The organism is Actimicrobium antarcticum (assembly GCF_039536745.1).
In the GTDB taxonomy this organism is placed as follows: Bacteria; Pseudomonadota; Gammaproteobacteria; order Burkholderiales; family Burkholderiaceae_D; genus Actimicrobium; species Actimicrobium antarcticum.
Genome location: NZ_BAAAZE010000003.1, coordinates 153,099 through 175,750, shown reverse-complemented (window position 1 = coordinate 175,750; position 22,652 = coordinate 153,099). Strand labels below are relative to the sequence as shown.

Annotated in this window: 21 protein-coding genes and 1 riboswitch; of the genes, 15 read left to right on the top strand and 6 right to left on the bottom strand. The window is 60.5% G+C overall.

Annotated features, from left to right (window positions below):
- Positions 1–30: 30 nt before the first annotated feature.
- The 5 genes from purH to ruvB all read left to right on the top strand — a co-directional run bounded on the left by purH (position 31) and on the right by ruvB (position 5,161).
- Positions 31–1,596, top strand: coding sequence for a bifunctional phosphoribosylaminoimidazolecarboxamide formyltransferase/IMP cyclohydrolase (gene purH, locus ABD720_RS02680; protein ID WP_344761671.1), 1,566 nt, complete (start codon positions 31–33; stop codon positions 1,594–1,596).
- A 10-nt stretch (positions 1,597–1,606) separates the two neighbouring features.
- A complete protein-coding gene (gene ruvC, locus ABD720_RS02675; protein WP_344761670.1) occupies positions 1,607–2,149 on the top strand; it encodes a crossover junction endodeoxyribonuclease RuvC in 543 nt (180 codons plus the stop codon).
- Positions 2,150–2,658: 509 nt separating this feature from the next.
- Complete coding sequence (locus ABD720_RS02670) at positions 2,659–2,862, top strand: hypothetical protein (RefSeq protein ID WP_344761669.1); 204 nt, start codon at positions 2,659–2,661, stop codon at positions 2,860–2,862.
- A gap of 658 nt (positions 2,863–3,520) precedes the next feature.
- Positions 3,521–4,099 (top strand): Holliday junction branch migration protein RuvA, encoded by a 579-nt coding sequence (ruvA, locus tag ABD720_RS02665; RefSeq protein WP_344761668.1) that lies wholly within the window; start codon positions 3,521–3,523, stop codon positions 4,097–4,099.
- Positions 4,100–4,105: 6 nt separating this feature from the next.
- Positions 4,106–5,161: a Holliday junction branch migration DNA helicase RuvB gene (gene ruvB / locus ABD720_RS02660; RefSeq protein ID WP_344761667.1), complete on the top strand. Its 1,056-nt coding sequence runs from the start codon at positions 4,106–4,108 to the stop codon at positions 5,159–5,161.
- Between the two features lie 36 nt (positions 5,162–5,197).
- Here ruvB and ABD720_RS02655 read toward each other — a convergent pair whose 3' ends face one another.
- Genes ABD720_RS02655 through ABD720_RS02645 form a run of 3 tightly spaced genes read right to left on the bottom strand, consistent with a single transcriptional unit; the run spans position 5,198 to position 8,296 of the window.
- Positions 5,198–6,016 (bottom strand): alpha/beta fold hydrolase, encoded by an 819-nt coding sequence (locus tag ABD720_RS02655; RefSeq protein WP_344761666.1) that lies wholly within the window; start codon positions 6,014–6,016, stop codon positions 5,198–5,200.
- Positions 6,017–6,045: 29 nt separating this feature from the next.
- Positions 6,046–7,575 (bottom strand): aldehyde dehydrogenase, encoded by a 1,530-nt coding sequence (locus ABD720_RS02650; RefSeq protein WP_344761665.1) that lies wholly within the window; start codon positions 7,573–7,575, stop codon positions 6,046–6,048.
- Positions 7,576–7,606: 31 nt separating this feature from the next.
- Positions 7,607–8,296, bottom strand: coding sequence for a GntR family transcriptional regulator (locus tag ABD720_RS02645; protein WP_344761664.1), 690 nt, complete (start codon positions 8,294–8,296; stop codon positions 7,607–7,609).
- 249 nt (positions 8,297–8,545) lie between these two features.
- Here ABD720_RS02645 and ABD720_RS02640 point away from each other — a divergent pair, with 249 nt between their 5' ends.
- The 7 genes from ABD720_RS02640 to ABD720_RS02610 all read left to right on the top strand — a co-directional run bounded on the left by ABD720_RS02640 (position 8,546) and on the right by ABD720_RS02610 (position 14,793).
- Entirely contained in the window at positions 8,546–9,793 is a 1,248-nt protein-coding gene (locus ABD720_RS02640) for an ABC transporter substrate-binding protein (RefSeq protein ID WP_344761663.1), read from the top strand.
- A gap of 2 nt (positions 9,794–9,795) precedes the next feature.
- Complete coding sequence (locus ABD720_RS02635) at positions 9,796–10,656, top strand: branched-chain amino acid ABC transporter permease (protein WP_344761662.1); 861 nt, start codon at positions 9,796–9,798, stop codon at positions 10,654–10,656.
- Positions 10,653–11,609, top strand: a complete 957-nt coding sequence (locus ABD720_RS02630; protein ID WP_344761661.1) for a branched-chain amino acid ABC transporter permease — start codon at positions 10,653–10,655, stop codon at positions 11,607–11,609. The genes ABD720_RS02635 and ABD720_RS02630 overlap by 4 nt, the downstream gene beginning before the upstream one ends.
- Positions 11,606–12,346, top strand: coding sequence for an ABC transporter ATP-binding protein (locus ABD720_RS02625; RefSeq protein WP_344761660.1), 741 nt, complete (start codon positions 11,606–11,608; stop codon positions 12,344–12,346). The genes ABD720_RS02630 and ABD720_RS02625 overlap by 4 nt, the downstream gene beginning before the upstream one ends.
- Positions 12,336–13,052, top strand: a complete 717-nt coding sequence (locus tag ABD720_RS02620; protein WP_344761659.1) for an ABC transporter ATP-binding protein — start codon at positions 12,336–12,338, stop codon at positions 13,050–13,052. Before ABD720_RS02625 ends, ABD720_RS02620 begins: the two co-directional genes overlap by 11 nt.
- A 12-nt stretch (positions 13,053–13,064) precedes the next feature.
- Positions 13,065–13,874, top strand: coding sequence for an alpha/beta fold hydrolase (locus ABD720_RS02615; RefSeq protein WP_344761658.1), 810 nt, complete (start codon positions 13,065–13,067; stop codon positions 13,872–13,874).
- Between the two features lie 76 nt (positions 13,875–13,950).
- The gene (locus ABD720_RS02610; protein ID WP_344761657.1) at positions 13,951–14,793 is read left to right on the top strand and encodes a 2-keto-4-pentenoate hydratase; all 843 of its coding nucleotides are present in this window, start codon (positions 13,951–13,953) and stop codon (positions 14,791–14,793) included.
- 655 nt (positions 14,794–15,448) lie between these two features.
- On the opposite strand, the gene ABD720_RS02605 is transcribed toward ABD720_RS02610, so the two are convergent.
- Positions 15,449–15,745, bottom strand: a complete 297-nt coding sequence (locus ABD720_RS02605) for a hypothetical protein (RefSeq protein ID WP_344761656.1) — start codon at positions 15,743–15,745, stop codon at positions 15,449–15,451.
- 9 nt (positions 15,746–15,754) lie between these two features.
- Here ABD720_RS02605 and ABD720_RS02600 point away from each other — a divergent pair, with 9 nt between their 5' ends.
- Complete coding sequence (locus tag ABD720_RS02600; RefSeq protein ID WP_344761655.1) at positions 15,755–15,997, top strand: hypothetical protein; 243 nt, start codon at positions 15,755–15,757, stop codon at positions 15,995–15,997.
- 465 nt (positions 15,998–16,462) lie between these two features.
- On the opposite strand, the gene ABD720_RS02595 is transcribed toward ABD720_RS02600, so the two are convergent.
- Both ABD720_RS02595 and ABD720_RS02590 read right to left on the bottom strand, forming a co-directional pair.
- Positions 16,463–16,909: a DUF2147 domain-containing protein gene (locus ABD720_RS02595; RefSeq protein WP_344761654.1), complete on the bottom strand. Its 447-nt coding sequence runs from the start codon at positions 16,907–16,909 to the stop codon at positions 16,463–16,465.
- A 23-nt stretch (positions 16,910–16,932) separates the two neighbouring features.
- Positions 16,933–19,746: a valine--tRNA ligase gene (locus ABD720_RS02590; RefSeq protein ID WP_344761653.1), complete on the bottom strand. Its 2,814-nt coding sequence runs from the start codon at positions 19,744–19,746 to the stop codon at positions 16,933–16,935.
- A gap of 136 nt (positions 19,747–19,882) precedes the next feature.
- Positions 19,883–19,987: riboswitch (TPP riboswitch) on the top strand.
- Positions 19,988–20,066: 79 nt separating this feature from the next.
- On the opposite strand from ABD720_RS02590, the gene thiC reads away from it, so the two are divergent.
- Positions 20,067–22,010, top strand: coding sequence for a phosphomethylpyrimidine synthase ThiC (gene thiC / locus ABD720_RS02585; protein ID WP_344761720.1), 1,944 nt, complete (start codon positions 20,067–20,069; stop codon positions 22,008–22,010).
- 11 nt (positions 22,011–22,021) lie between these two features.
- Positions 22,022–22,225 (top strand): sulfur carrier protein ThiS, encoded by a 204-nt coding sequence (thiS, locus tag ABD720_RS02580; protein WP_344761652.1) that lies wholly within the window; start codon positions 22,022–22,024, stop codon positions 22,223–22,225.
- The last annotated feature ends 427 nt before the right edge of the window (positions 22,226–22,652 follow it).

Below are 22,652 nucleotides of genomic sequence, written 5' to 3'. Positions count from 1 at the left end.
GAATTTCTCAACATTACCGGCCCCCTCATCATGATCAAACAAGCCCTCATCTCCGTTTCCGACAAGACCGGCGTTCTCGACTTTGCGCGTGCATTGTCTGCGCTGGGCGTGAACCTGCTGTCGACTGGCGGCACGGCCAAACTGCTGGCCGAGAACGGCCTCAAGGTGACCGAAGTGGCCGATTACACCGGCTTCCCGGAAATGCTGGATGGCCGGGTCAAGACCCTGCATCCGAAGGTGCATGGCGGCATCCTGGCGCGCCGTGATTTTCCCGAGCATCAGTCCGCACTGGCGCAACACGGCATCCCGACCATCGACATGGTCGTGGTCAACCTGTATCCGTTCCAGCAAACCGTCGCCAGGGCCGAGTGCTCGCTCGAAGACGCGATCGAAAACATCGACATCGGTGGTCCGGCCATGCTGCGGTCGGCTGCCAAGAACCATAAGGATGTGGTGGTGATCTGCGAGCCCGCCGACTACGCGCAAGTGCTGGCGGAATTGCAAACACTGGATGGCGAAGTCAGCTACGAAACCAAGTTCGCCCTGGCCAAGAAAGTCTTCGCCCACACTGCGCAATACGACGGCGCAATCACCAACTACTTCACCTCGCTCGGTACCGACAAGGCCCATGCCACCCGCAGTGCATTCCCTGCCACGCTGAACCTGCACTTTGAAAAAGTCCAGGAAATGCGCTATGGCGAAAACCCGCACCAGGCCGCCGCGTTCTACCGCGACACCAAACCGGTCGAGGGCGCGCTGGCGAACTACACCCAGTTGCAGGGCAAAGAACTGTCGTACAACAACATCGCCGATGCCGACGCCGCCTGGGAATGCGTAAAAACCTTCACCGAAACCGCCTGCGTCATCATCAAGCACGCCAATCCGTGCGGCGTAGCCACCGGCAATAGCCCGCTGGAAGCCTACAGCAAGGCCCTGCAGACCGACCCGACATCCGCTTTCGGCGGCATCATCGCCTTCAACTATCCGGTCGATGGCAACGCTGCGGAAGCGGTGGCCAGACAGTTTGTCGAAGTCGTCATCGCGCCCTCGTTCAGCGACCAGGCCCGACAGATTTTCGCGGCCAAACAAAATGTGCGCCTGCTCGAAATCCCGTACGGCGCCGGCAGCAATGCGCATGATTTCAAGCGCGTAGGCGGTGGTCTGCTGGTGCAATCGCCTGATGTACGCAATCTCGAACTGGCCGAAATCCGCATCGTCAGCAAGCAGCAACCCACGCCGCAGCAATTGCAGGACCTGATGTTTGCCTGGCGCGTGGCCAAGTTCGTCAAATCGAATGCCATCGTTTTCTGTGGCAACGGCATGACGCTGGGTGTTGGCGCAGGCCAGATGAGCCGGGTCGATTCGGCCCGCATCGCCGCGATCAAGTCGCAACATGCCGGCTTGTCGCTGGTCGGTTCGGCGGTGGCGTCGGATGCCTTTTTCCCGTTCCGCGATGGTCTCGATGTCGTGGTCGAAGCGGGTGCCACCAGCGTGATCCAGCCGGGTGGCTCGATGCGCGACCAGGAAGTCATCGACGCGGCCGACGAACACGGTGTCGTCATGCTGATGACCGGAGTGCGTCACTTCCGTCATTGATTGCCCGCCCATGAGAATTCTCGGCATCGACCCGGGGCTGCGCATCACCGGCTTCGGGGTCATCGAGAAGCATGGCAACAAGCTCAGCTACATCGCCTCGGGCACCATCAAGACCCTCGACACCGACTTGCCGGCACGGCTGAAAACCATCCTGGCCGGCGTCGGTGAAGTCGTTGCCACCTATCGACCCGATTGCTCGGCGATCGAAAAGGTGTTTGTCAACGTCAATCCGCAATCCACGCTGCTGCTAGGCCAGGCCCGCGGTGCGGCAATTTGCGCGCTCGTCAGCGCGGATCTGCTGGTGGCCGAATACACTGCATTGCAAGTCAAGCAGGCCGTGGTCGGGCAGGGCAAGGCGCAAAAGGAACAGGTGCAGGATATGGTGCAACGGTTGTTGATGTTGTCGGGCAAGCCGACCGCAGATGCCGCCGACGCGCTCGGCGTCGCGATCTGCCATGCACACAATCACGAGGTGCTGGCGATCCTCGGTGCGCTGGCACCGGGGCTGGCGAAGAAGGGGTTGCGGGTGCGCAAGGGGCGGTTGGTGGGCTGATGGGTCGGTATGTCCGTAGGGTTCACCCCAAAGGCGCTAACGTTCGCTTATAGCAACCGCTTCGCAGGCCGGTTCTGCGAAGTGCAACGGTTACATCCGTTGGAGTGCGGCTTTGGGTCGTAGGTTGGGCTGCGAAGCCCAACATGCGTCAGGTTGCTTTGCGGGTCGCGGCGACGCGGGGGTTGCGGGCTGCGGTCTGCGGTAGCTAAAACCGGTTGCGCTCCGTGGAGGCAAGCCGGGTGCGGCCCGGCAGCCGGTCACTTCTTTTTGCTTCGCCAAAATGAAGTAACCAAGAAAAAGGCGACCGCTAGACCGCTGCCCTGCGGGTTCCCAAATACCGTGCCCGGTCAGGGGGAGGGCCGCAAACTCGCTACGCTCAGACAGTGCGACCCTCTTGTCCCCTGCCCGGACACGGTATTTGGCAGCGGCCTTTTATGCGGAATTCAACGTCAAAACCAAGCCCAGCCTTGATGATTGATTGATGGCCAGGCTCGCTTTGCGCGAGAAAGATGGCTTGTAAAAGCCTTGTAGGTTTTGGTTTTGGTTTTGACGTTGGATTTGACGTTAGTTTTGACGTTGGTTTTTACGTTGATTTTGACGTTGGTTTGGAAGTCGATGTCGATCACGACGAGGAATTTTTCTCGCGCAAAGCGAGCCTGGCCATCGTTCAATCTCCAAGGCTGGGCTTGGTCTTGACCTTGAATTCCGCATAAAAAGATCGCTGCCAAAAACCGGGTACGGTAAGAGGATCAGAAGCACGCACTGTATGAGGTGTAGCAGGGGTTTCGGATCGCATGCGATCCGCCTGCGGAACGGGATCCGCTTGCAAGCGGATCTGCGCCCTGCAAGGGTAGCGAGTTTGCGGGCTTCCCTCTTGCCGTACCCGGTTTTTGGGAACCCGCAGGGCAGCGGTCTGCGGTCGCCTTTTTCTTGGTTACTGCTTTTTGGCGAAGCAAAAAGAAGTGACCGGCTGCCGGGCCGCCCCCGGTTTGCATCAACGGAGCGCAACCCGTTTTAGCTACCGACGACCGCACGCCGTGGCGACCTAGAAGGCAGCTTGATGTATGTTGGGCTTCGCCGCCCAACAATACAGCGAAGCAAAAAGAAGTGACCGGCTGCCGGGTCGCACCCGGCTTGCATCAACGGAGCGCAACCCGTTTTAGCCACCGCAGACCGCGCGCCGTGGCGACCCGGAAAGCAACTTGACGCATGTTGGGCTTCGCAGCCCAATCCGATGTACCTATGGCAAATTGTAGTAACAAAAATCAGTTTCCCCAACGTTGAATCAAACCATCCGCAGGTGACGGCAAGTCCATCAGCGCCTCCGCACCCTGTATCATCACGTTATCCCCACTCATCTCCCAATCCCCCATGATCGGTCGTCTCTCCGGAACTCTCCTCGAAAAAAATCCGCCGCAATTACTGGTCGACTGCCACGGCGTCGGCTACGAAGTCGACGTCTCGATGGGTACCTTTTACAACCTGCCTGCACTGGGCGAAAAAGTCACCTTGCTGACCCAGCAGATCGTGCGGGAAGACGCGCATTTGCTGTTCGGTTTCGGTACCGCCGAGGAGCGCACGGTGTTCCGCCAGTTGATCAAGATTTCGGGTGTCGGGCCGCGCATGGCGCTGGCGATTCTGTCGGGCATGTCGGTAGCCGAACTGTCGCAGGCGATCACGTTGCAGGAAACCGGCCGTCTGGTCAAAGTCCCCGGCGTGGGCAAGAAAACCGCCGAGCGCCTGCTGCTCGAACTGAAAGGCAAACTTGGCGCCGACCTCGGGGCCATTGGCGGCGTGGTGCGCTCGGATGCCAGTGCCGACATCCTTAATGCGCTGGTCGCGCTCGGCTATTCCGACAAGGAAGCCGTGCTGGCCATGAAGCAGGTGCCGCCCGGCAGTGGCGTGTCAGACGGCATCAAGCTGGCGCTCAAAGCGCTCTCGAAAGGATAATGGCGCATGAGCATCCAGACCGATAATTTCACCGAACAACGCATCACGGCGCCGACCCCGTCGTCGCCCAACGAAGAAGCCATCGAACGCGCCTTGCGGCCAAAACAGCTCGACGAATACGTCGGTCAGGAAAAGATCCGCGACCAGCTCAGCATCTTCATTACCGCCGCCAAACAGCGTCGCGAGGCGCTCGACCACACCTTGCTGTTCGGCCCGCCGGGTCTCGGCAAGACCACGCTGGCGCACATCATCGCGCGCGAAATGGGTGTCAATCTGCGCCAGACTTCCGGCCCGGTGCTGGAACGCGCCGGCGACCTGGCCGCCTTGCTGACCAACCTCGAAGCTAACGACGTGCTGTTCATCGACGAGATACATCGCCTGTCACCGGTGGTCGAAGAAATCCTGTATCCCGCGCTGGAGGATTACCAGATCGACATCATGATCGGCGAAGGTCCGGCGGCGCGCTCTGTGCGGCTGGATTTGCAACCGTTTACGCTGGTCGGCGCCACTACCCGCGCCGGCATGCTGACCAATCCGCTGCGCGACCGCTTCGGCATCGTCGCCCGGCTGGAGTTTTACAGCGCCACCGAACTGGCGCGCATCGTCACCCGCAGCGCCTCGTTACTCAATGCCCCGATCGATCCGGAAGGCGCATTCGAAATTGCCAAGCGCAGTCGCGGCACACCACGTATCGCCAACCGGCTGCTGCGGCGTGTGCGCGATTACGCCGAGGTCAAATCCAATGGCGACATCACCAAGGCCACCGCCGATGCCGCGCTGGTGATGCTGGACGTCGATCCGGTCGGGTTTGATTTGATGGACCGCAAGCTGCTTGAAGCAGTGCTGTTCAAGTTCAGCGGTGGTCCGGTCGGCCTCGACAACCTCGCTGCCGCGATCGGCGAAGAGCGCGAGACCATCGAGGATGTGCTGGAACCCTACCTGATCCAGCAGGGGTATTTGCAGCGCACGCCGCGCGGCCGGATTGCGACGCCGCTGGCCTACACCCATTTTGGCGTAGCCGCGCCGCGCACCGGCCCCAACGGCGAGCTGTGGGGGCAGTAACGTTCAGGCTTTTATCCGGCCTGCATCAGAGCCGCATCAAGACTGAGCGATAAAAGCAGCGATCGCGGCCATGAACTGCTCCGGCTGCTGCAACTGCGGCACGTGCGCGCAGCCGGGCAGGATCGTCAGCGTCGCATTGGGCAGACCGGCCGCCAGTTCAACGGACATCGGCGGCGGCGTGGCCTCGTCGTGTTCGCCAACCAGCACCAGCGTCGGCACGGTCACCACGGCCAAATCGGCGCGCAAGTCCAGCGTCGACAAGGCGGCGCAGGCATCGTGGAAAGTCTGGGGATCGACCGCCAGGAAGCGCTCGCGCCGCTGTGCCACCAGCGCCGGATTGGCGGCCTGGAAATCCAGCGAAAACAGCCGTCGCATTGCCACATCCGCAATGGCTGTCAGCCCGTTGGCTGCCGCACCTGCCGACATGCCCTTGAAGGCCGCCCGGCCTGCGTCCGAAAACGCGGCGCCGCAATCGGCCAGCACCAGTTTGCCGGCCAGATCGGGATGACGGATCGCTGTCAGCAGCGCCACAAAACCACCATAGCCATTGCCGAGAAAGATCGGTGCCTGGGTGTAATTGAATTCGCGGATTGCCGCTGCCAGCCGGTCCGCCACTGCCTCCAGCCCTCCATCGACGCGGTCCGAGTGACCAAAGCCGGGCAGGTCGAGGACGACGACCCGGTTGGTCGCCGCCAGCAACCGGGCCAGCGGATCAAAACTGGAGCTATCGGCCAGCAGCGAATGGAACAGAATGATCGGCGCGCCGGCGCCGCCGATGCGCGCGCCGACCTTGTGTTCGCCCACCTTGACGGTGACCGCAATCGGGCCGAATTCCGAGCTGAGTGCTGTATGCATGAGGATCTTTCGTGTCAGGTGTAAAAAATTCAGTTCAGACGCGGCTGGGCTGCCGTGTCCTTGTACCAGTCGAACGGCGCGTCATCGAGCCGCACCATCACGCTCTTGGTCTCGAAATGCTGGTCGAACGATTCGGTGCCGCATTCCCGGCCGATGCCTGAATCCTTGACGCCGCCCCAGGGCGAGGCCGGGTCGAGCCGGTGATGGTCGTTGATCCAGACGATGCCGCATTTCAGCCGCGCCGCGACCCGATGGGCGCGCGTGATGTCATTGGTGCGGATCGCGCCGGCCAATCCGAACGGTGAATTGTTGGCCAGTGCAATGCCTTCGGCCTCGGTGCCAAACTTGGTGACCGAGACAAACGGACCGAACACTTCTTCCTGGAAGATGCGCATGTCGGCAGTGACATCGGCAAACACGGTTGGCTCGACAAAAAAGCCGTTGGCCAGCGCCGGATCGGCCGGAATGCGGCCACCGGCGACCAGCCGTGCGCCGTCTTCTTCGAGGCCGATGCGGATGTAGTTCAGTACCCGTTGCTGCTGGCGTGCCGATACCACCGGTCCGAGCTGGATCATCGGATCGATCGGATTGCCGATGCGGATCGACTTGGCCTTGGCGGCGAGCTTCTCAACGAATTCGTCATACACTTTTTCCTGGACGATCTGGCGGCTGCCGCAGATGCAGGTCTGGCCGGCACCGATGAAGGCACCGAACGCCGCGTAATTGACCGCCTGGTCGACATCGAAATCATCAAACACCAGCACCGGCGTCTTGCCGCCCAGTTCCAGCGTCTGGTGCGCAAAATTGGCACCTGCCAGTGCACCGGTAATGCGGCCGGCTTCGGTGCCGCCAGTGAGCACCCATTTCGCCAGGCCGCGATGTTCCGACAGCGCCTTGCCGCTGGTCGGGCCAAGGCCGGTGATGACATTGAACACCCCCGGCGGCAGGCCGGCTTCGACGAACAGCGCGGCCAGGCGCAGCGTGGTCAGCGGGGTGTATTCGGAGGGTTTGACGACTGTGGTGCAGCCTGACGCCAGCGTGGGTGCCAGGCTTTTCATCATGATCATCAGCGGATGGTTGAACGGGGTCGAATTGCCGACCACGCCGATCGGCGTGCGCAGCGTGTAATTAAGGTAATTGCCATCGACCGGGATGACCGAATCGCGTCGCGCGATCGCCAGGCCGGCGTTGTAGCGCAGGAAGTCCGGCAGGCGTGACACCTGGGCACGGGTTTCGTTGAGCGAGCGGCCGTTGTTGAGGGTTTCGAGATGATAAATTTCTTCGAGGTTGGCTTCGAACACATCGGCCAGCTTGTTGACCAGTTTGGCGCGGGTGCGGTTGGACATCGTGCTCCATTCGGCGCTCTCGAATGCGGTTGCGGCACTTTGTACCGCCCGGTCGACATCGGCATCGCTGGCATGGCTGATCTGCGCCAGCAGCACGCCGGTCGCCGGATTGATCACGTCGAGCAGGTCGGCACGGGTGGCGGCGACTGCGTGGCCGTCGATGAACAGGCCGTGGACCGGCACGCCGTTACTGGTATTCAAAACGCTGGACATCTGACTTCCCCTTGATTGAAAACGCGATGGACTAATTGACGATGGCAAACCGCGAAATGGCGTCATTGACGCGTTTCGCGGCGGCAGAAATATGCTGTTCGGCGGCGCGCTCGGCGCGTTTGGTCTTGCGCTGCTGCAGCGCATCGATGAGCTGGCAATGCTCGTCGACCAGTGATTCGGGATTTCCTTTTTTGACATTGCTGACACTGACCCGTACCGCGCGTTCCATCTGGTCGATCAGATCGATCAGGTGATTTTGCATGCGCAGGTTGCCGCCCAGCGCCGCCAGCGTGTGATGGAAACTGCGGTTGTAGCCGACAAAACCATCGCTCCACTGTGCCGGATCGAACTGGCGAAACGACTCCAGCGCCTGCAGTTGCGCATCGCTGGCATTGCGCACGATGCGTTCCATGCAGGCCCGTTCAAGGGCGGCGCGCAGGTGGAACATGTCCTGCACGTCGGTGACCGAAATCGGCGCAACCCGATAACCCTGGCGCGGTGTCGAAATGACCAGGCCTTCGCGTTCGAGCCGCATCAGCGCATCACGCACCGGTGACTTGCTGACCTGAAAGCGCGCAGCCAGTTCGGCTTCGCGGATTTCGGCGCCCGGTGGCAGTTCGCAACTCAGGATGTCGGCCCGCAATTGCGCGTAGGCCGACTCCCGCAGGAGCGGCGTGCCCGTGTTCTGGAGAGGACTGGCTGGCAAGGTAATGGTCGGCATTTGAAATATCAGGAGTTTGCTTTTCTGGATTATGTAATACATCACGAAAAAGCGCAAACACCATCAATTGCGCATCGCACCATCCAAGAAACGGCGTCTGGCTGCCGAAAACTACCTGAATAAAATAATAAGCGACCATCTTTTTTTATTTGGTAATATATTAAAGAGAGGCGAAAGACGCACTGCAAAGTCGCTAAAAAGAAGCCCGGTCAAAAAATATTTGATGGAAATCAATCAAGGAGACACGTCATGCTGAACAAAATCCTGACCCTCGCCGCAGTCACGACTACCGTCGCTGCCCTTTTTACCGGTCCGGCCCAATCCGCTGCGGCAGACCCGATCCGGGTCGGCTTCCTCACCGTCAAATCCGGCGCGCTGGCAGCCGGCGGCAAGCAGATGGAAGACGGCTTGCAACTGTTCCTGAAAGAGCGCAACAACATGATTGCCGGCCGCAAGGTCGAACTGTTCGTTGCCGACAGTGCCGGCCAGCCGGCGATCACGAAGACCAAGATGCAGGAACTGGTCGAAAAAAATAATGTGCAGGTGATCATCGGTCCGCTCGCTGCCTTCGAGGCACTGGCGGTCGACGACTACATCCGCAAGGCGCAGATCCCGGTGATCTCGCCGTCGGCCGCGGCCGAAGACCTGACTCAGCGCAAGCCCAATCCGTGGTTCGTGCGCGCCGTCGGCACCTCGGCCCAGCCGACCCAGCCATTTGGCGAATACGCGGCGCGCGAACTGAAGTACAAGCGCATTGCCATCATCGGCGACGACTTTTCATTCGGGCATGAAAGCGTGGCAGGCTTCCAGCGCACCTTCGAGGAAAACGGCGGCAAGATCGTGCAGAAACTCTGGTCGCCATTGAACGTGGCGGACTACGGCACCTACATCGGCCAGATCAATCCCAAGGTCGATGCGGTCTTCGTCAGCTTTGCCGGTGGCAACGGACTGAAATTCATCAAGCAGTACAACGAGTACGGCCTCAAGGGCAAGATCCCGCTGCTGGCGTCGATGACTGCCGTCGACGAAGGCATCCTGAAATCGATGGGCGATGAAGCGCTCGGCGTGATTTCGGCAGGCTGGTACGCCGCCACCATCGACAATCCGGCCAACAAGCATTTCGTGCAGGGCATGAACCGCGAATACAAGCAGGACCCGGGTTACTACGCGCTCGGTGCCTACAGTGCCGGTCTGATCCTCGAGCAAGCCCTGAAAACCGTCAGTGGCAAGATCGAAGACAAACCGGCCTTCATGGCGGCGTTGCGCAATGTGCAGGTGGCGGGCGATCCGCGCGGCCTGCTCAAGCTCGATGCGCTGGGCAATCCGATCATGAATGTCTATATCCGCAAGGTCGAGCGCAAGGACGGCAAGCTGGTCAACAGCATCATCAAGACGTATCCCGATGTCTCGCAATTCTGGACCTACAGCCGCAAGGATTTCCTGGCCGCGCCGGTGTACTCGCGTGACAATCCGGTCGCTGCCAACCTGGAAAAATAGGCGTGTCATTCTGGCTGATCCAAAGTCTCAACAGCCTTGCGCTGGGCGGCGTGCTGTTCACACTGGCGGCGGGCTTCTCGCTGATCTTCGGACTGATGCGCATCGCCAACCTGTCGCATGGCGCTTACTTCATGCTCGGGGCCTACGTCGGCCTGAGCGTGATCACGCACGGCTACGGCTTTTTCGCGGCGTTGCTGGCGGCCGGGCTGGCCGTCGGCACGCTCGGTGCAGTCGTCGAGCGGCTGGTGCTGCGCCGGCTTGCCGGCAACGGCCTCGGCCAGGTACTGGCCACGCTGGGCATTGCCTTCATCATTGCCGATTTCAGTTTGTGGGCCTGGGGCGGCGATCCGCAGCCGGTCGATGCCCCGGCCTTCCTGGCCGGCTCGACGCGCCTGTTCGGTCAGGTCTTTCCGCTCTACCGGCTAGGCGTGCTGGGCTTTGCAATCCTGCTGGCAATCAGCCTGTGGCTGCTGCTCGACAAGACCCGGCTGGGCATGATGATCCGGGCCAGCGTCGATGACATGCAAATGGCGCGCGGCATCGGCATCCCGGCCTCGCGCCTGTTTACCATCGTATTCTGCCTCGGTGCGGCGCTGGCCGGCATCGGCGGCGTGATTGCCGCGCCTATTCTGTCGGTGTATCCGGGCATGGATGCCGACATGCTGCCACTGGCGCTGGTCGTGGTCATCCTCGGCGGTCTTGGCAGCCTGGCCGGCGCGTTCGTCGGCAGCTTCGTGATCGGCTTCATCTACAGTTTTGGCCAGGCGCTGTTCCCGGACCTGGCGTACATCATCCTGTTCCTGCCGATGGTGGTGATCCTGGCGGTGCGTCCGCGTGGCTTGTTCGGAAGGATTGCTGCATGAAACGCGCATTGCTCTTCATTTTCATCGCGCTGCTGGCGATCCTGCCCTGGCTGGCCGGGAGCGACTATTACACCAACCTCGCCAGCCAGGCGCTGATCGCCGCGCTGTTTGCACTGAGCCTGAACCTGCTGGTCGGCTATGCCGGGCTGACCTCGCTCGGCCATGCCGGCTTCCTTGGACTGGCGGCGTATTCGAGCGCCTGGCTGATGCTCAATCTGCAGTGGGACCAGGCGTCGGCAGCAGCAGCGGCACTGGCCGGATCGACCGTGGTGGCGGGGGTGTTCGGGCTCATTGCGCTGCGCGCCAGCGGCATCGGTTTCCTGATGATCACGCTGGCACTGGGCCAGATACTGTGGGGCATTGCCTATCGCTGGGCCAGCGTCACCGGTGGCGACAATGGTTTGTCCGGCATCAGCCGGCCGCATCCGTTCGGCTTCGACCTCGGGCCGGCCAGCCATTTCTATTACTTCACGTTGCTGGTGTTCCTGCTGGTCTGGGCAGTGGTCGCGTTATGGGTGCGTTCGCCGTTCGGCGCCAGCATCCGCGGTACCCGCGATCAGCCACGCCGCATGAGTGCGCTGGGATTCAATGTCTGGCTGATCCGCTGGATCACGTTTACGATCAGCGGATTTTTCGGTGCCGTGGCAGGCCTGATGTATGTCTATTACCAGCAGTTCATCAGCCCGCACAGTCTGGCGCTGGCCAACTCGGCCGAGATGCTGCTGATGGTCATCGCCGGCGGACCGGCGACGCTGGCCGGGCCGGTGGTTGGTGCCGCGCTGGTGGTGCTGCTGAAAAATATCGCCAGCGGCTACATCGATCGCTGGATCATGCTGCTGGGTTTCGTGTTCCTGTTTATCGTGCTGTTCGTGCCGAACGGTATCGTGCCGGGCGTGGCCAAACTATGGCAGCGGTGGCAACAACGGCGGCGGCACAAGGAGGAGCGCGCATGAATCCGGTACTCGAACTGTCCGGCCTGAGCAAGGCCTTCGGCGGCCTGCAGGTCACGCGCGGCGTCGACCTGCGGGTGGAGCAGGGCGAACGGCATTTGCTGATCGGCCCGAACGGTGCTGGCAAGACCACCTTGTTCAATTTGATCGCCGGGGATTTTCGGTCCGACAGCGGCCGCATCAGCTTGCTCGGGCGCGATGTCACGCGCCTGCCCACCGCGAGCCGGGCGCAGCACGGGCTGGCGCGCACCTATCAGATCGTCACGCTGTTCGGCAAGGACACGCTGTTGCACAACGTGATGCTGGCGCTGCTTGGCAAATCGCCGCGCCGCTGGCGGCACTGGGGCAGCCTGTCCGATGAACGGACGATGACGGCGCGCGCACATGCGGTGCTGGAGGCAGTCGGCCTCGGCCACAAGGCAGCGTTGCCGCTGCAGCAAACCTCGTACGGCGAAAAACGCCGGCTCGAAATCGCCATGGCGCTGGCGCAGGAGCCGCAAGTGCTGCTGCTCGACGAACCGCTGGCCGGCCTGTCGGCCGAAGAGCGTGACACCATCCGGCAATTGCTGGGCCAGATCGACCGCAAGATCACCATCATCATGATCGAGCACGACATGGAGGTCGCACTGGCCTTCGCCGACCGGATCACGCTGCTGCATTACGGTGAAGTCATCCTGGGTGGTACCCGCGAGCAAGTCGTCAACGATCCGCGTACCCGGGAGATTTACCTTGGCCACTAACCTGCTCGAACTGGACAACCTCAACGCGTTCTACGCCGACAGCCACGTACTGCATGATGTCTCGCTGGCACTGGCGCCGGGCAAGGTGCTGGCGCTGCTGGGTCGCAACGGCGCCGGCAAGTCGACATGCATCAGTGCGATCGCCGGCTTCGTGCCACCGCGTTCAGGCCGGGTGCTGTTGGCGGGCATCGACCTGGCGCGCAGTACGCCGGAACAGATCAGTCGCGCCGGCATCGGCTTGGTGCCGCAGGGGCGGCGTATTTTTGGCAGCCTGAGCGTGCGTGAAAACCTGCTGGTGGCGTCACGCAAGCACACGCCGGCCGGGCGGCGCTGCTGGACTTGCGATGACGTCCATGCGATGTTCCCGCGCCTGCGCGAGCGCCAGCACCAGCTTGCCGCCAGCCTGTCCGGCGGCGAACAGCAGATGCTGGCAATCGGTCGCGCGCTGATGACCAATCCGTCCGTGCTGCTGATGGACGAACCGTCCGAAGGCCTGGCACCGCAAATCGTGCGCGAAGTCGGCGACGTGCTCGAACAGCTCAAAAGTCAAATCGCCATCCTGCTGGTGGAACAGAATCTTGGGCTGGCCATGAAAGTGGCCGACGACGTGGTGCTGCTCAATACCGGCCGCGTCGTGTTTGCCGGCAGCAACGCCGATTTCCGCCAGCAGCAGGCGCAACTGCAATCCCATCTCGGCATCACCTGAGAAAGACATCCCATGGACTTCGACCTGAAATTCGCACCCGTCGGTAACTACGCGCTGCGCTACCTCGATGAAGGCAGCGGCCCGGTCGTGGTGCTGATCCACGGACTGGCCGGTGATCTCAGCGCATGGCTGGCGCAGGTCGCGGTATTGCGCCAGTCGTACCGGGTCATTGCGTTCGACAATCGCGGCGCCGGGCACAGCACACAGGTCGATGAGCCGGTCAGCACCGCCGACCTGGCCCGCGACACGCTCGGGCTGATGGATTATCTGCAGATCGAGCGGGCCCACGTGGTCGGCCGGTCGATGGGTGGCGCAGTCGCGCAGCAGATGGCATTGCTCGCGCCAGCACGGGTGCTGTCGATGGTGTTGTGCGCCTCGTTTGCGCGGCTCGACCCGCTGGGCCGGCGGGTCTTGCTGAACATGCGCGATGCGCTCGAATGGCGCATGAACTGGGCCGACCATGCGCGCCATTCGGTGCAGAACTTTGTCTCGGCGGATTTTTTCAATCAGCAGCCCGAACGGGTCGCCGCGATTGAACGCCTCATCGGCGGCGAAACCCGCTTGCCGGCCTGCTACATCCGCCAGAACACGGCCTGCCAGGAGCATGACACGCTGCCTGAGCTGGCGCGACTCCACCAGCCGGTACTGGTCATGGCGGGCGCCAGCGATCCGATCTGTTCGCTGACGGCCACCGGTTGGCTGGGCGACGGGCTGCCGAATGTCCGCACCGAAATTTTCGAGAACGCCAGCCATTTTTTCCTGATGGAGCAACCTGAACGATTCCAGCAATTGCTGTCAGATTGGCTGGTACAACATGCCTGATCATGGCGCTTGTGTAATACGTTGCGGTAGCTGAAAATAGTCTGACTGTTTTCACTCCTACCTAAGCGAGTCCGCAATGCTGATGTCCACACTATCCAATCGTTACGCCCACCAGTTGCTGGACGCCCGCGCCAACTCGGCGCAAATGCCGCGCCTGTCGGTCGATACCGCGCTGACCATGTCCGATGGTTACGAAGTCGCCAAACGCATCCTCGACATCCGCATCGCGCAGGGCGAACAGCCGGTCGGTCGCAAGATCGGCTTCAATAATCGCAAGGTCTGGAGCAAGTTCGGTGGCCAGAATCTGGTCGATGTCCCGGTCTGGGCCACCATGTACGACTCCACCGTGCGCTTTGCCGACGACAACCGCGCTTTCCAGAGTCTGGTCGGTGCCGTCCAGCCGCGTCTGGAACCCGAAATCGTCTTCAAACTCGGCAAGACCCCCGCAAAAAATGCCTCCCTGACGGAACTGGCCGCCTGCATCGAATGGATGGCGCATGGTTTCGAAATCATCGTCTGCCCGTTCGCCGACTGGCAGTTCGAGCCGGTCGATGCGGTCGCCGCGTTCGGCCTGCATGGCTCGCTGATCATTGGCGAACCGCACATCTTGTCGGCTGCCTCGCGCCGCAATCTCGCTGAAGTCCTGACCAATTCCAGCGTATCGCTGTCGCTGGACTCGGGTGAAGGGTTCTCGTTGCGTGGTGCCGGATTCGGCGCCGACTTGCTGGACAGCCCGGTGCATGCCATGATGCATTTGCACAAGCTGCTGCAGACACAACCGGAGTTCGCACCGCTGACTGCCGGCGAGATCATCACTACCGGCACCTGGACCGAGGCGTATCCGATTGCTGGCGGACAGACCTGGACGACCGCGTTTTCGGGGGTGAGTTTGCCGGGGTTGACGGTGGGATTTGTGTAAGAAGTATTGGTTGATGGAGTGTTGTCGCTAGCGTTAGCGAGCGACTTCATTCCCTGCCAGTTCTCTCACACCACACCGCCCGCTGTTACCAACCGCCGCAAACCACATCACCAGCAACCAGGGTCAGAGTTTTTTTTCGCACGCTTTACCGCGAAAATTACTCCGACCCTGCTTGCGGATTCCGGAGCACGCAGATCGCGACCGCCGCTGCCAGTAAGGCACGACAGCTTTGTGCAATTCCGCAGCCGGCGGATCGAGAACGTAGCTGCCGGTGCGCCACGGTTGCACGCCGCAATCCGTTTACGGGGTCAGAGTAATTTTCGCGATACCCCTGCGAAAAAAAACTCTGACCCCGGAAACTGGCTTTTTCAGCATGCAGCCTCCGCAAACCCACGCCGCTTGCAATTGCCAGCCGTCGCGCACCGTCGGATTTAATCAACCGCCGCAAACCACATCACCAGCAACCAGGGCCAGAGTTTTTTTTCGCAAGTTGTACCGCGAAAATTACTCTGGCCCTGCTTGCGGATTCCGGAGCACGCAGATCGCGACCGCCGCTGCCCGTCAGGCACGACAGCTTTGTGCAATCCCGTAGCCGGCGGATCGAGAACGTAGCTGCCGGGGCATCACGGCTGCACTCCGCAATCCGTTTGCGGGGTCAGAGTAATTTTCGCGATACCCCTGCGAAAAAAAACTCTGACCCCGGAAACTGGCTTTTGCAGCGTGCCATGTCCCCAAAAACCGCACGACCCGCTTTTGCCGGGGGCAAGCAATACCTGCTGTATTTATTAATCGCTGCGAACAACATCAGTGGTTTTTCGCAGCCGCCGCAAACCACATCACCAGCAACCAGGGTCAGAGTTTTTTTTCGCAACGCTTCACCGCGAAAATTACTCTGACCCTGCTTGCGGATTCCGGAGCACGCAGATCGCGACCGGCGCTGCCAGTCAGCCACGACAGCTCTGTGCAATTCCGCAACCGGCTGATCGAGAACGTAGCTGCCGGTGCGCCACGTCTGCACGCCGCAATCCGTTTGCGGGGTCAGAGTAATTTTCGCGATACCCCTGCGAAAAAAAACTCTGACCCCGGAAACTGGCTTTTGCAGCGTGCCATGTCCCCAAAAACCGCACGACCCGCTTTTGCCGGGGGCAAGCAATACCTGCTGTATTTATTAATCGCTGCGAACAACATCAGTGGTTTTTCGTAGCAGCCGCAAACCACATCGCCAGCAACCAGGGTCAGAGTTTTTTTTCGCAACGCTTCACCGCGAAAATTACTCTGACCCTGCTTGCGGATTCCGGAGCACGCAGATCGCGACCGGCGCTGCCCGTCAGGCACGACAGCTTTGCGCAATCCCGTAGCCGGCTAACCGCGAAGGTAGCTACCGGAGCGCCACGGCCGCACTCCGTAATCCGTTTGCGGGGTCAGAGTAATTTTCGCGATACCCCTGCGAAAAAAAACTCTGACCCCGCAAACTGGCCTCTTCAGCTTGCCGTATCCGCAAAAACCGCACCACCCGCTCTTGCCGGGGAGGCGCAAGCAATACCTGCCTCATTTATTAATCGCTGCCTGCAACTGCCAGTTGTCGCGCATCGGCGGTTTTTTCCAACTTACGCAAACCACATCACCAGCGGAAACTTGCCTCTGCAGCGCGCCCCCTCAACAACCCCCGTTACTCCTCCCGCACCCACATCTGCGTGCGCCCCAGCATCGGCACCCCGATATACCCGCGCACATTCAGCTTCTTGCCCTCATCAGCCAGCGTCATCTTGCTTTTATAAACCTTGCCATTGTTCGGATCGAGTATCGTCCCGCCCGCATAGTCGCTACCGTCGGCGCGCATGCCATTGAGAATCGTCATTCCGATAATCTGCTGATCCTTGTTGGCGCCATCGCATTTGTCGCACTTCGGATTCGGATCATTCGGCGGTGGCGAGAACAGTTTCTCGATCTTGCCTTTGAGTTCGCCGTTGCTGTCCGTGATGCGGATCAGTGCCTTCGGTTTGCCGGTGCTGTCGTCGATGCTTTTCCACAGTCCCACCGGCGTGCTCTGCGCCATGGCACCGCAAGCCATCAGTAGTCCGGCAGTCAGTGCTGCCAGTTTTTTAGTCTCGATCATGAATGTCTCCTCATCAGAATCAATTAGCCTACAGGCAATTTCGCAAACTGTTCCCGCAATTTTTCCAGCGTGCTGGTGAAGCCCGCCAGACGAGCCTGTTCCGCCTGCACCACCGCAGCCGGCGCCCGCGCCACAAACGCTTCATTGCCCAGTTTGGCATGGCCCTTGGTGATCTCGCCTTCGAGGCGCGTGATTTCCTTGAGCAGGCGTTCGCGCTCGGCGGCGACATCGATTTCCACCTTCAGCATCAATCGCGCATTACCCACGATCGACACCGGGGCAGGGGATTCCGGCAATTTGTCGAGCACTTGCACCTCGGACAATTTGGCCAGCGCCTGCAGATACGGTGCAAACGATTGCAACTGCGCGGCATCCGCGCCGGCAGCTGTTTCCAGGATCAATGGCACCCGCACGGCAGGCGACAGTTGCATCTCGCCACGCAGGTTACGACAGGCATCGGTCATGGTCTTGAGTTGCGCCATCCAGGCTTCGGCGGCCTCGTCGATCTTGTGCGGCTGCGCTTCCGGATACGGCTGCATCATGATCGAATCGCCCTCGGGCTTGAGCAATTTCCCCGACAGCGGTGCCACGGTTTGCCACAATTCTTCGGTAATGAACGGAATGATCGGATGCGCCAGACGCAGCGTGGTTTCCAGCACTTTCAACAAAGTCCGGCGGGTGCCGCGCTGTTGCGCCTCGTTGCCATGCTGGATCTGCACTTTGGCCAGTTCCAGATACCAGTCGCAGTATTCGTCCCAGATGAACTTGTAGATCGACGACGCGATATTGTCGAAACGGTAGTCGGCAAAGCCCTTCGCCACATCCGCTTCGGTACGCTGCAGCAGCGATGTGATCCAGCGGTCGGCTGCCGAGAATTCCAGATAGCCGGCCTCGTCGCGCTCCTCCACGCCGCAGTCCTTGTCGACGGTATTCATCAGCACGAAGCGCGTTGCATTCCACAGCTTGTTGCCGAAGTTGCGATAGCCCTCGCAGCGCGCCAGGTCGAAATTGATGTTGCGGCCCAGCGAGGCGTAACTGGCCATCGTGAAGCGCAGCGCATCGGTACCAAAGGCCGGGATGCCGGTCGGGAATTCCTTGCGGGTGGCTTTCTCGATCTTCACGGCGTCCCGCGGATTCATCAGTCCGGTGGTGCGCTTGGCGACCAGCGTATCGACGTCGATGCCATCGATCAGGTCGATCGGGTCGAGCGTGTTGCCTTTCGACTTGGACATTTTCTGGCCACTGCCATCGCGCACCAGACCATGCACATACACCGTCTTGAACGGCACCTGGCCCGTGAAGTGCGTGGTCATCATCACCATCCGCGCCACCCAGAAAAAGATAATGTCGAAGCCGGTCACCAGCACCGACGACGGCAGGAACATCTTGTAATCCGGCGTCTCTTCCGGCCAGCCCAGGGTCGAGAACGGCACCAGCGCCGACGAGAACCAGGTATCCAGCACATCGGCATCGCGCCGCAGCGTCTTGCCGGGTGCCTGGGCCTGTGCTTCGGCTTCGGTACGGGCGACATAAATCTTGCCGTCATCGTCGTACCAGGCCGGAATCTGATGACCCCACCAGAGTTGGCGGGAGATGCACCAGTCCTGGATATTGTTGAGCCACTGGTTATATGTCGTGGTCCAGTTATCCGGAATCATCTTCACTTCACCGCTGGCCACTTTTTCCAGCGCCACTTCGGCAATCGACTTGCCTGGAAAATGCGTACCCTCCGGCGCCGGTTTCGACATCGCCACGAACCACTGGTCGGTCAGCATCGGCTCGATCACAACGCCGGTACGGTCACCGCGCGGCACCATCAATTTGTGTGGCTTGACGATCTCCAGCAAGCCTTGCGCATCGAGATCGGCAACGATTTCCTTGCGTGCCACGAAGCGGTCCATGCCTTGGTATTTAACCGGGCTGTTCTCGTTGATCTTCGCATCCAGCGTAAAGATATTGATCTGTGGCAGGGCGTGGCGCTGGCCAACGGCATAGTCGTTGGCATCATGCGCCGGCGTGATTTTCACGCAACCGGTGCCGAATTCCTTGTCGACATAACTGTCGGCGATGATCGGAATCTCGCGGTCGCACAGCGGCAGCTTCAGCATCTTGCCGATCAGGTGCACGTAGCGCGTATCGGTCGGATCGATCGCCACGGCGACGTCGCCCAGCAGGGTTTCGGGACGGGTGGTGGCCACCGTCAGGTGGCCGCTGCCATCGACCAGCGGATAGCGGATATGCCACATGAAACCGTCTTCTTCCTCCGACACCACTTCCAGGTCCGACACCGCCGTGCCCAGTACCGGGTCCCAGTGCACCAGACGCTTGCCGCGATAAATCAGGCCCTGTTCGAACAGGCGCACGAACACCTCGGTGACCGTGCCCGACAGCTTCGGGTCCATCGTAAAGTACTCGCGCTCCCAGTCGGTCGACGCACCCATCCGGCGCATCTGGCCGGTGATGGTCGAGCCGGATTGTTCTTTCCATTCCCAGACTTTCTCGACGAATTTCTCACGGCCGAGGTCATGGCGTGACAGCTTTTGCGCATCGAGTTGGCGCTCGACCACGATCTGCGTGGCGATACCGGCGTGGTCGGTGCCGGGAATCCAGGCGGTATTGAAGCCGCGCATCCGGTGGTAGCGCGTCAGGCCATCCATGATAGTCTGGTTGAACGCATGCCCCATGTGCAGCGTGCCGGTGACGTTCGGGGGCGGCAATTGAATGCTGAAGGCGGGCTTGTCTGCATCCATGGTGGCGCTGTAATAACCGCGCGCTTCCCAGGTGGACCGCCAGTGCTTTTCAATTTCGGTGGGCTCGAACGACTTGGCTAATTCCATGATGGGTGTCTGGTAGGGAAAGGAAGTCCGCATTATAGGATGAACCCTGCAGAAACCCGCTGTCGCGTCGGCCAGAATCCGGTTAGTATTAGCGACTCGCCGTGCATCACGGCGACAGCAATACCGTAATACCGCAACACCAAGCTAGGGGTCCTTACCGCAAAACATGCGCGGTCGGGTGAGAAATACCCTTGAACCTGATCTGGATAATGCCAGCGAAGGGAAGCTACGGAGCGTACCCCACGATCCGCCATTCCTTCGCTTTTTCGCTAAAGCAAAGGAACACCGTGAACGACAAAGCCCGCTTCTTAGACTCCACGATCAACGCCAACGTTGATGCAAAACCCGAAGCCAAACTCAACGCCAAATTCGACGCCAGCACCGCCATCGTCGATGAAGCAGCAGTCCAGCCATTACCCAATTCCAGCAAGTTTTACGTGCAAGGTTCGCGTCCCGACCTGCGCGTACCGATGCGTAAGATCACCCAGTCCGACACCGCCGCCTCGTTCGGCGCTGAAAAAAATCCGGCGATTTATGTCTACGACACCTCGGGTCCCTACACCGATCCGGACGCTGTCATCGACATCCGCAGCGGCCTGTCGACCCCGCGCCTGCCATGGATTCTGGAGCGTAACGACACCGAAGAACTCGATGGACCATCGTCCGTCTATGGCATCGAAAGACTGAACGATCCGGCGCTGGCCGAGCTGCGCTTCAACCTCAAGCGCACTCCGCGCCGTGCACTCGCCGGCAAGAACGTCACCCAGATGCACTACGCCCGCCAGGGCATCATCACCCCCGAAATGGAATACGTCGCCATCCGCGAAAACATGCGCCGGCGCGAATATCTCGACGAGCTCAAGGCGTCCGGCCCGATGGGCAATCGCCTCGCCGACCTGATGGGGCGCCAGCATCCGGGCCAGTCGTTCGGCGCCGCGATCCCTGCCGAGATCACGCCAGAATTCGTCCGTTCCGAAATTGCCCGTGGCCGCGCCATCATCCCTGCCAACATCAACCATCCCGAAATCGAACCGATGATCATCGGCCGCAATTTCCTGGTGAAGATCAACGCCAACATCGGCAATTCGGCCGTCACCTCCTCCATCGGCGAAGAAGTCGAAAAAATGACTTGGGCCATCCGCTGGGGTGGTGACAATGTCATGGACCTGTCCACCGGCAAGCACATTCACGAAACCCGCGAATGGATTGTGCGCAATTCACCGGTGCCGATCGGTACCGTGCCGATTTACCAGGCACTGGAAAAGGTCAACGGCAAGGCCGAAGACCTGACGTGGGAAATTTTCCGCGACACGCTCATCGAACAGGCCGAGCAGGGCGTCGATTACTTCACGATCCACGCCGGCGTCTTGTTGCGCTATGTGCCGATGACAGCCAAACGCCTGACCGGCATCGTCTCGCGCGGTGGTTCGATCATGGCCAAATGGTGCCTCGCGCATCATGAAGAATCGTTCCTGTACACCCACTTCGACGACATCTGCCAGATCATGAAAGCCTACGACGTCTCGTTCAGTCTCGGCGATGGCTTGCGTCCGGGCTCGATCTTCGATGCCAACGATGAAGCGCAATTGGCCGAACTGAAAACCCTCGGTGAACTCACGCAGATCGCCTGGCAGCACGACGTCCAGGTCATGATCGAAGGTCCCGGTCACGTGCCGATGCACCTGATCAAGGAGAACATGGACCTGCAACTGGAGCAATGCCACGAAGCACCGTTCTACACGCTCGGACCACTGACCACCGATATTGCACCTGGCTACGATCACATCACCTCCGGCATCGGCGCCGCGCAGATCGGCTGGTACGGCACGGCAATGCTGTGCTACGTCACGCCGAAAGAGCACCTGGGCTTGCCCAACAAGCAGGATGTGAAGGACGGCATCATCACCTACAAGATCGCCGCCCACGCCGCCGACCTAGCCAAGGGACACCCGAGCGCACAGATCCGCGACAACGCGCTGTCGAAAGCCCGCTTCGAATTCCGCTGGGACGACCAGTTCAACATCGGGCTTGATCCCGACAAAGCGCGCGAATTCCACGATGAAACGCTACCCAAGGACTCGGCCAAGGTTGCCCATTTCTGCTCGATGTGCGGCCCGCATTTCTGCTCGATGAAAATCACGCAAGAGGTGCGGGACTATGCGGCCAAGCAAGGCATCAGCGACGTTGCTGCGCTGAAGCAGGGGATGGAAGTCAAATCGATTGAGTTCGTCAAAAGCGGCGCGGAACTCTATCGCAAACAGTGATGGGTGCCAGCATGATCGAGATTGAACTCAACGGCGCGCCGCACCGGATTGCGCCGGGCCAGCATCTGCAGGAGTTGATCGATGCGCTGGCGCTGGCGGGGCAGTCGCTCGCGGTAGCGGTGAACCGGGAAATCGTACCGCGGCATTTGTGGAGCGAGCGAGTGCTGACGAGCCGGGACCGGGTGGATGTGGTGCGGGCGATTGGCGGGGGGTGAGGGTGGGATTAATTGACTCGGACCCTAATTAATTCCGGAGGCAGCAAGCTGCAAAAGCCAGTTTCCGGTGTCAGAGTTTTTTTCGCAGGGGTCTCGCAAAAATTACTCTGACCCCGCAAACGGCTTGCGGAGTGCAATGCGTGGCGCACCGAAAACCAAGGTCGCGATCAGCGTGCTCCGGAATTCGCAAGCAGGGTCAGAGTAATTTTCGCGGTGAAGCATTGCGAAAAAAAACTCTGACCCTGGTTGCTAGTGTTGTGGTTTGCGGCGGTTGGTAAAAGCTGCCGAATTAATTTGTGAGCGTAGGCAAAAGCTGTTGATTTGATTCGCGATCATTGGCAATAGCGGATGGTGTAGATGGTGCGGAGACGGCAAGCTGCAAAAGCCAGTTTCCGGGGTCAGAGTTTTTTTTCGCAGGGGTATCGCG

Bases quoted from the DNA above. Each gene is read 5' to 3' on its own strand.
- purH (WP_344761671.1), top strand. From the start codon at position 31: ATGATCAAACAAGCCCTCATCTCCGTTTCCGACAAGACCGGCGTTCTC.
- ruvC (WP_344761670.1), top strand. From the start codon at position 1,607: ATGAGAATTCTCGGCATCGACCCGGGGCTGCGCATCACCGGCTTCGGG.
- ABD720_RS02670 (WP_344761669.1), top strand. From the start codon at position 2,659: ATGGCTTGTAAAAGCCTTGTAGGTTTTGGTTTTGGTTTTGACGTTGGA.
- ruvA (WP_344761668.1), top strand. From the start codon at position 3,521: ATGATCGGTCGTCTCTCCGGAACTCTCCTCGAAAAAAATCCGCCGCAA.
- ruvB (WP_344761667.1), top strand. From the start codon at position 4,106: ATGAGCATCCAGACCGATAATTTCACCGAACAACGCATCACGGCGCCG.
- ABD720_RS02655 (WP_344761666.1), bottom strand. From the start codon at position 6,016: ATGCATACAGCACTCAGCTCGGAATTCGGCCCGATTGCGGTCACCGTC.
- ABD720_RS02650 (WP_344761665.1), bottom strand. From the start codon at position 7,575: ATGTCCAGCGTTTTGAATACCAGTAACGGCGTGCCGGTCCACGGCCTG.
- ABD720_RS02645 (WP_344761664.1), bottom strand. From the start codon at position 8,296: ATGCCGACCATTACCTTGCCAGCCAGTCCTCTCCAGAACACGGGCACG.
- ABD720_RS02640 (WP_344761663.1), top strand. From the start codon at position 8,546: ATGCTGAACAAAATCCTGACCCTCGCCGCAGTCACGACTACCGTCGCT.
- ABD720_RS02630 (WP_344761661.1), top strand. From the start codon at position 10,653: ATGAAACGCGCATTGCTCTTCATTTTCATCGCGCTGCTGGCGATCCTG.
- ABD720_RS02625 (WP_344761660.1), top strand. From the start codon at position 11,606: ATGAATCCGGTACTCGAACTGTCCGGCCTGAGCAAGGCCTTCGGCGGC.
- ABD720_RS02615 (WP_344761658.1), top strand. From the start codon at position 13,065: ATGGACTTCGACCTGAAATTCGCACCCGTCGGTAACTACGCGCTGCGC.
- ABD720_RS02610 (WP_344761657.1), top strand. From the start codon at position 13,951: ATGCTGATGTCCACACTATCCAATCGTTACGCCCACCAGTTGCTGGAC.
- ABD720_RS02595 (WP_344761654.1), bottom strand. From the start codon at position 16,909: ATGATCGAGACTAAAAAACTGGCAGCACTGACTGCCGGACTACTGATG.
- ABD720_RS02590 (WP_344761653.1), bottom strand. From the start codon at position 19,746: ATGGAATTAGCCAAGTCGTTCGAGCCCACCGAAATTGAAAAGCACTGG.
- thiS (WP_344761652.1), top strand. From the start codon at position 22,022: ATGATCGAGATTGAACTCAACGGCGCGCCGCACCGGATTGCGCCGGGC.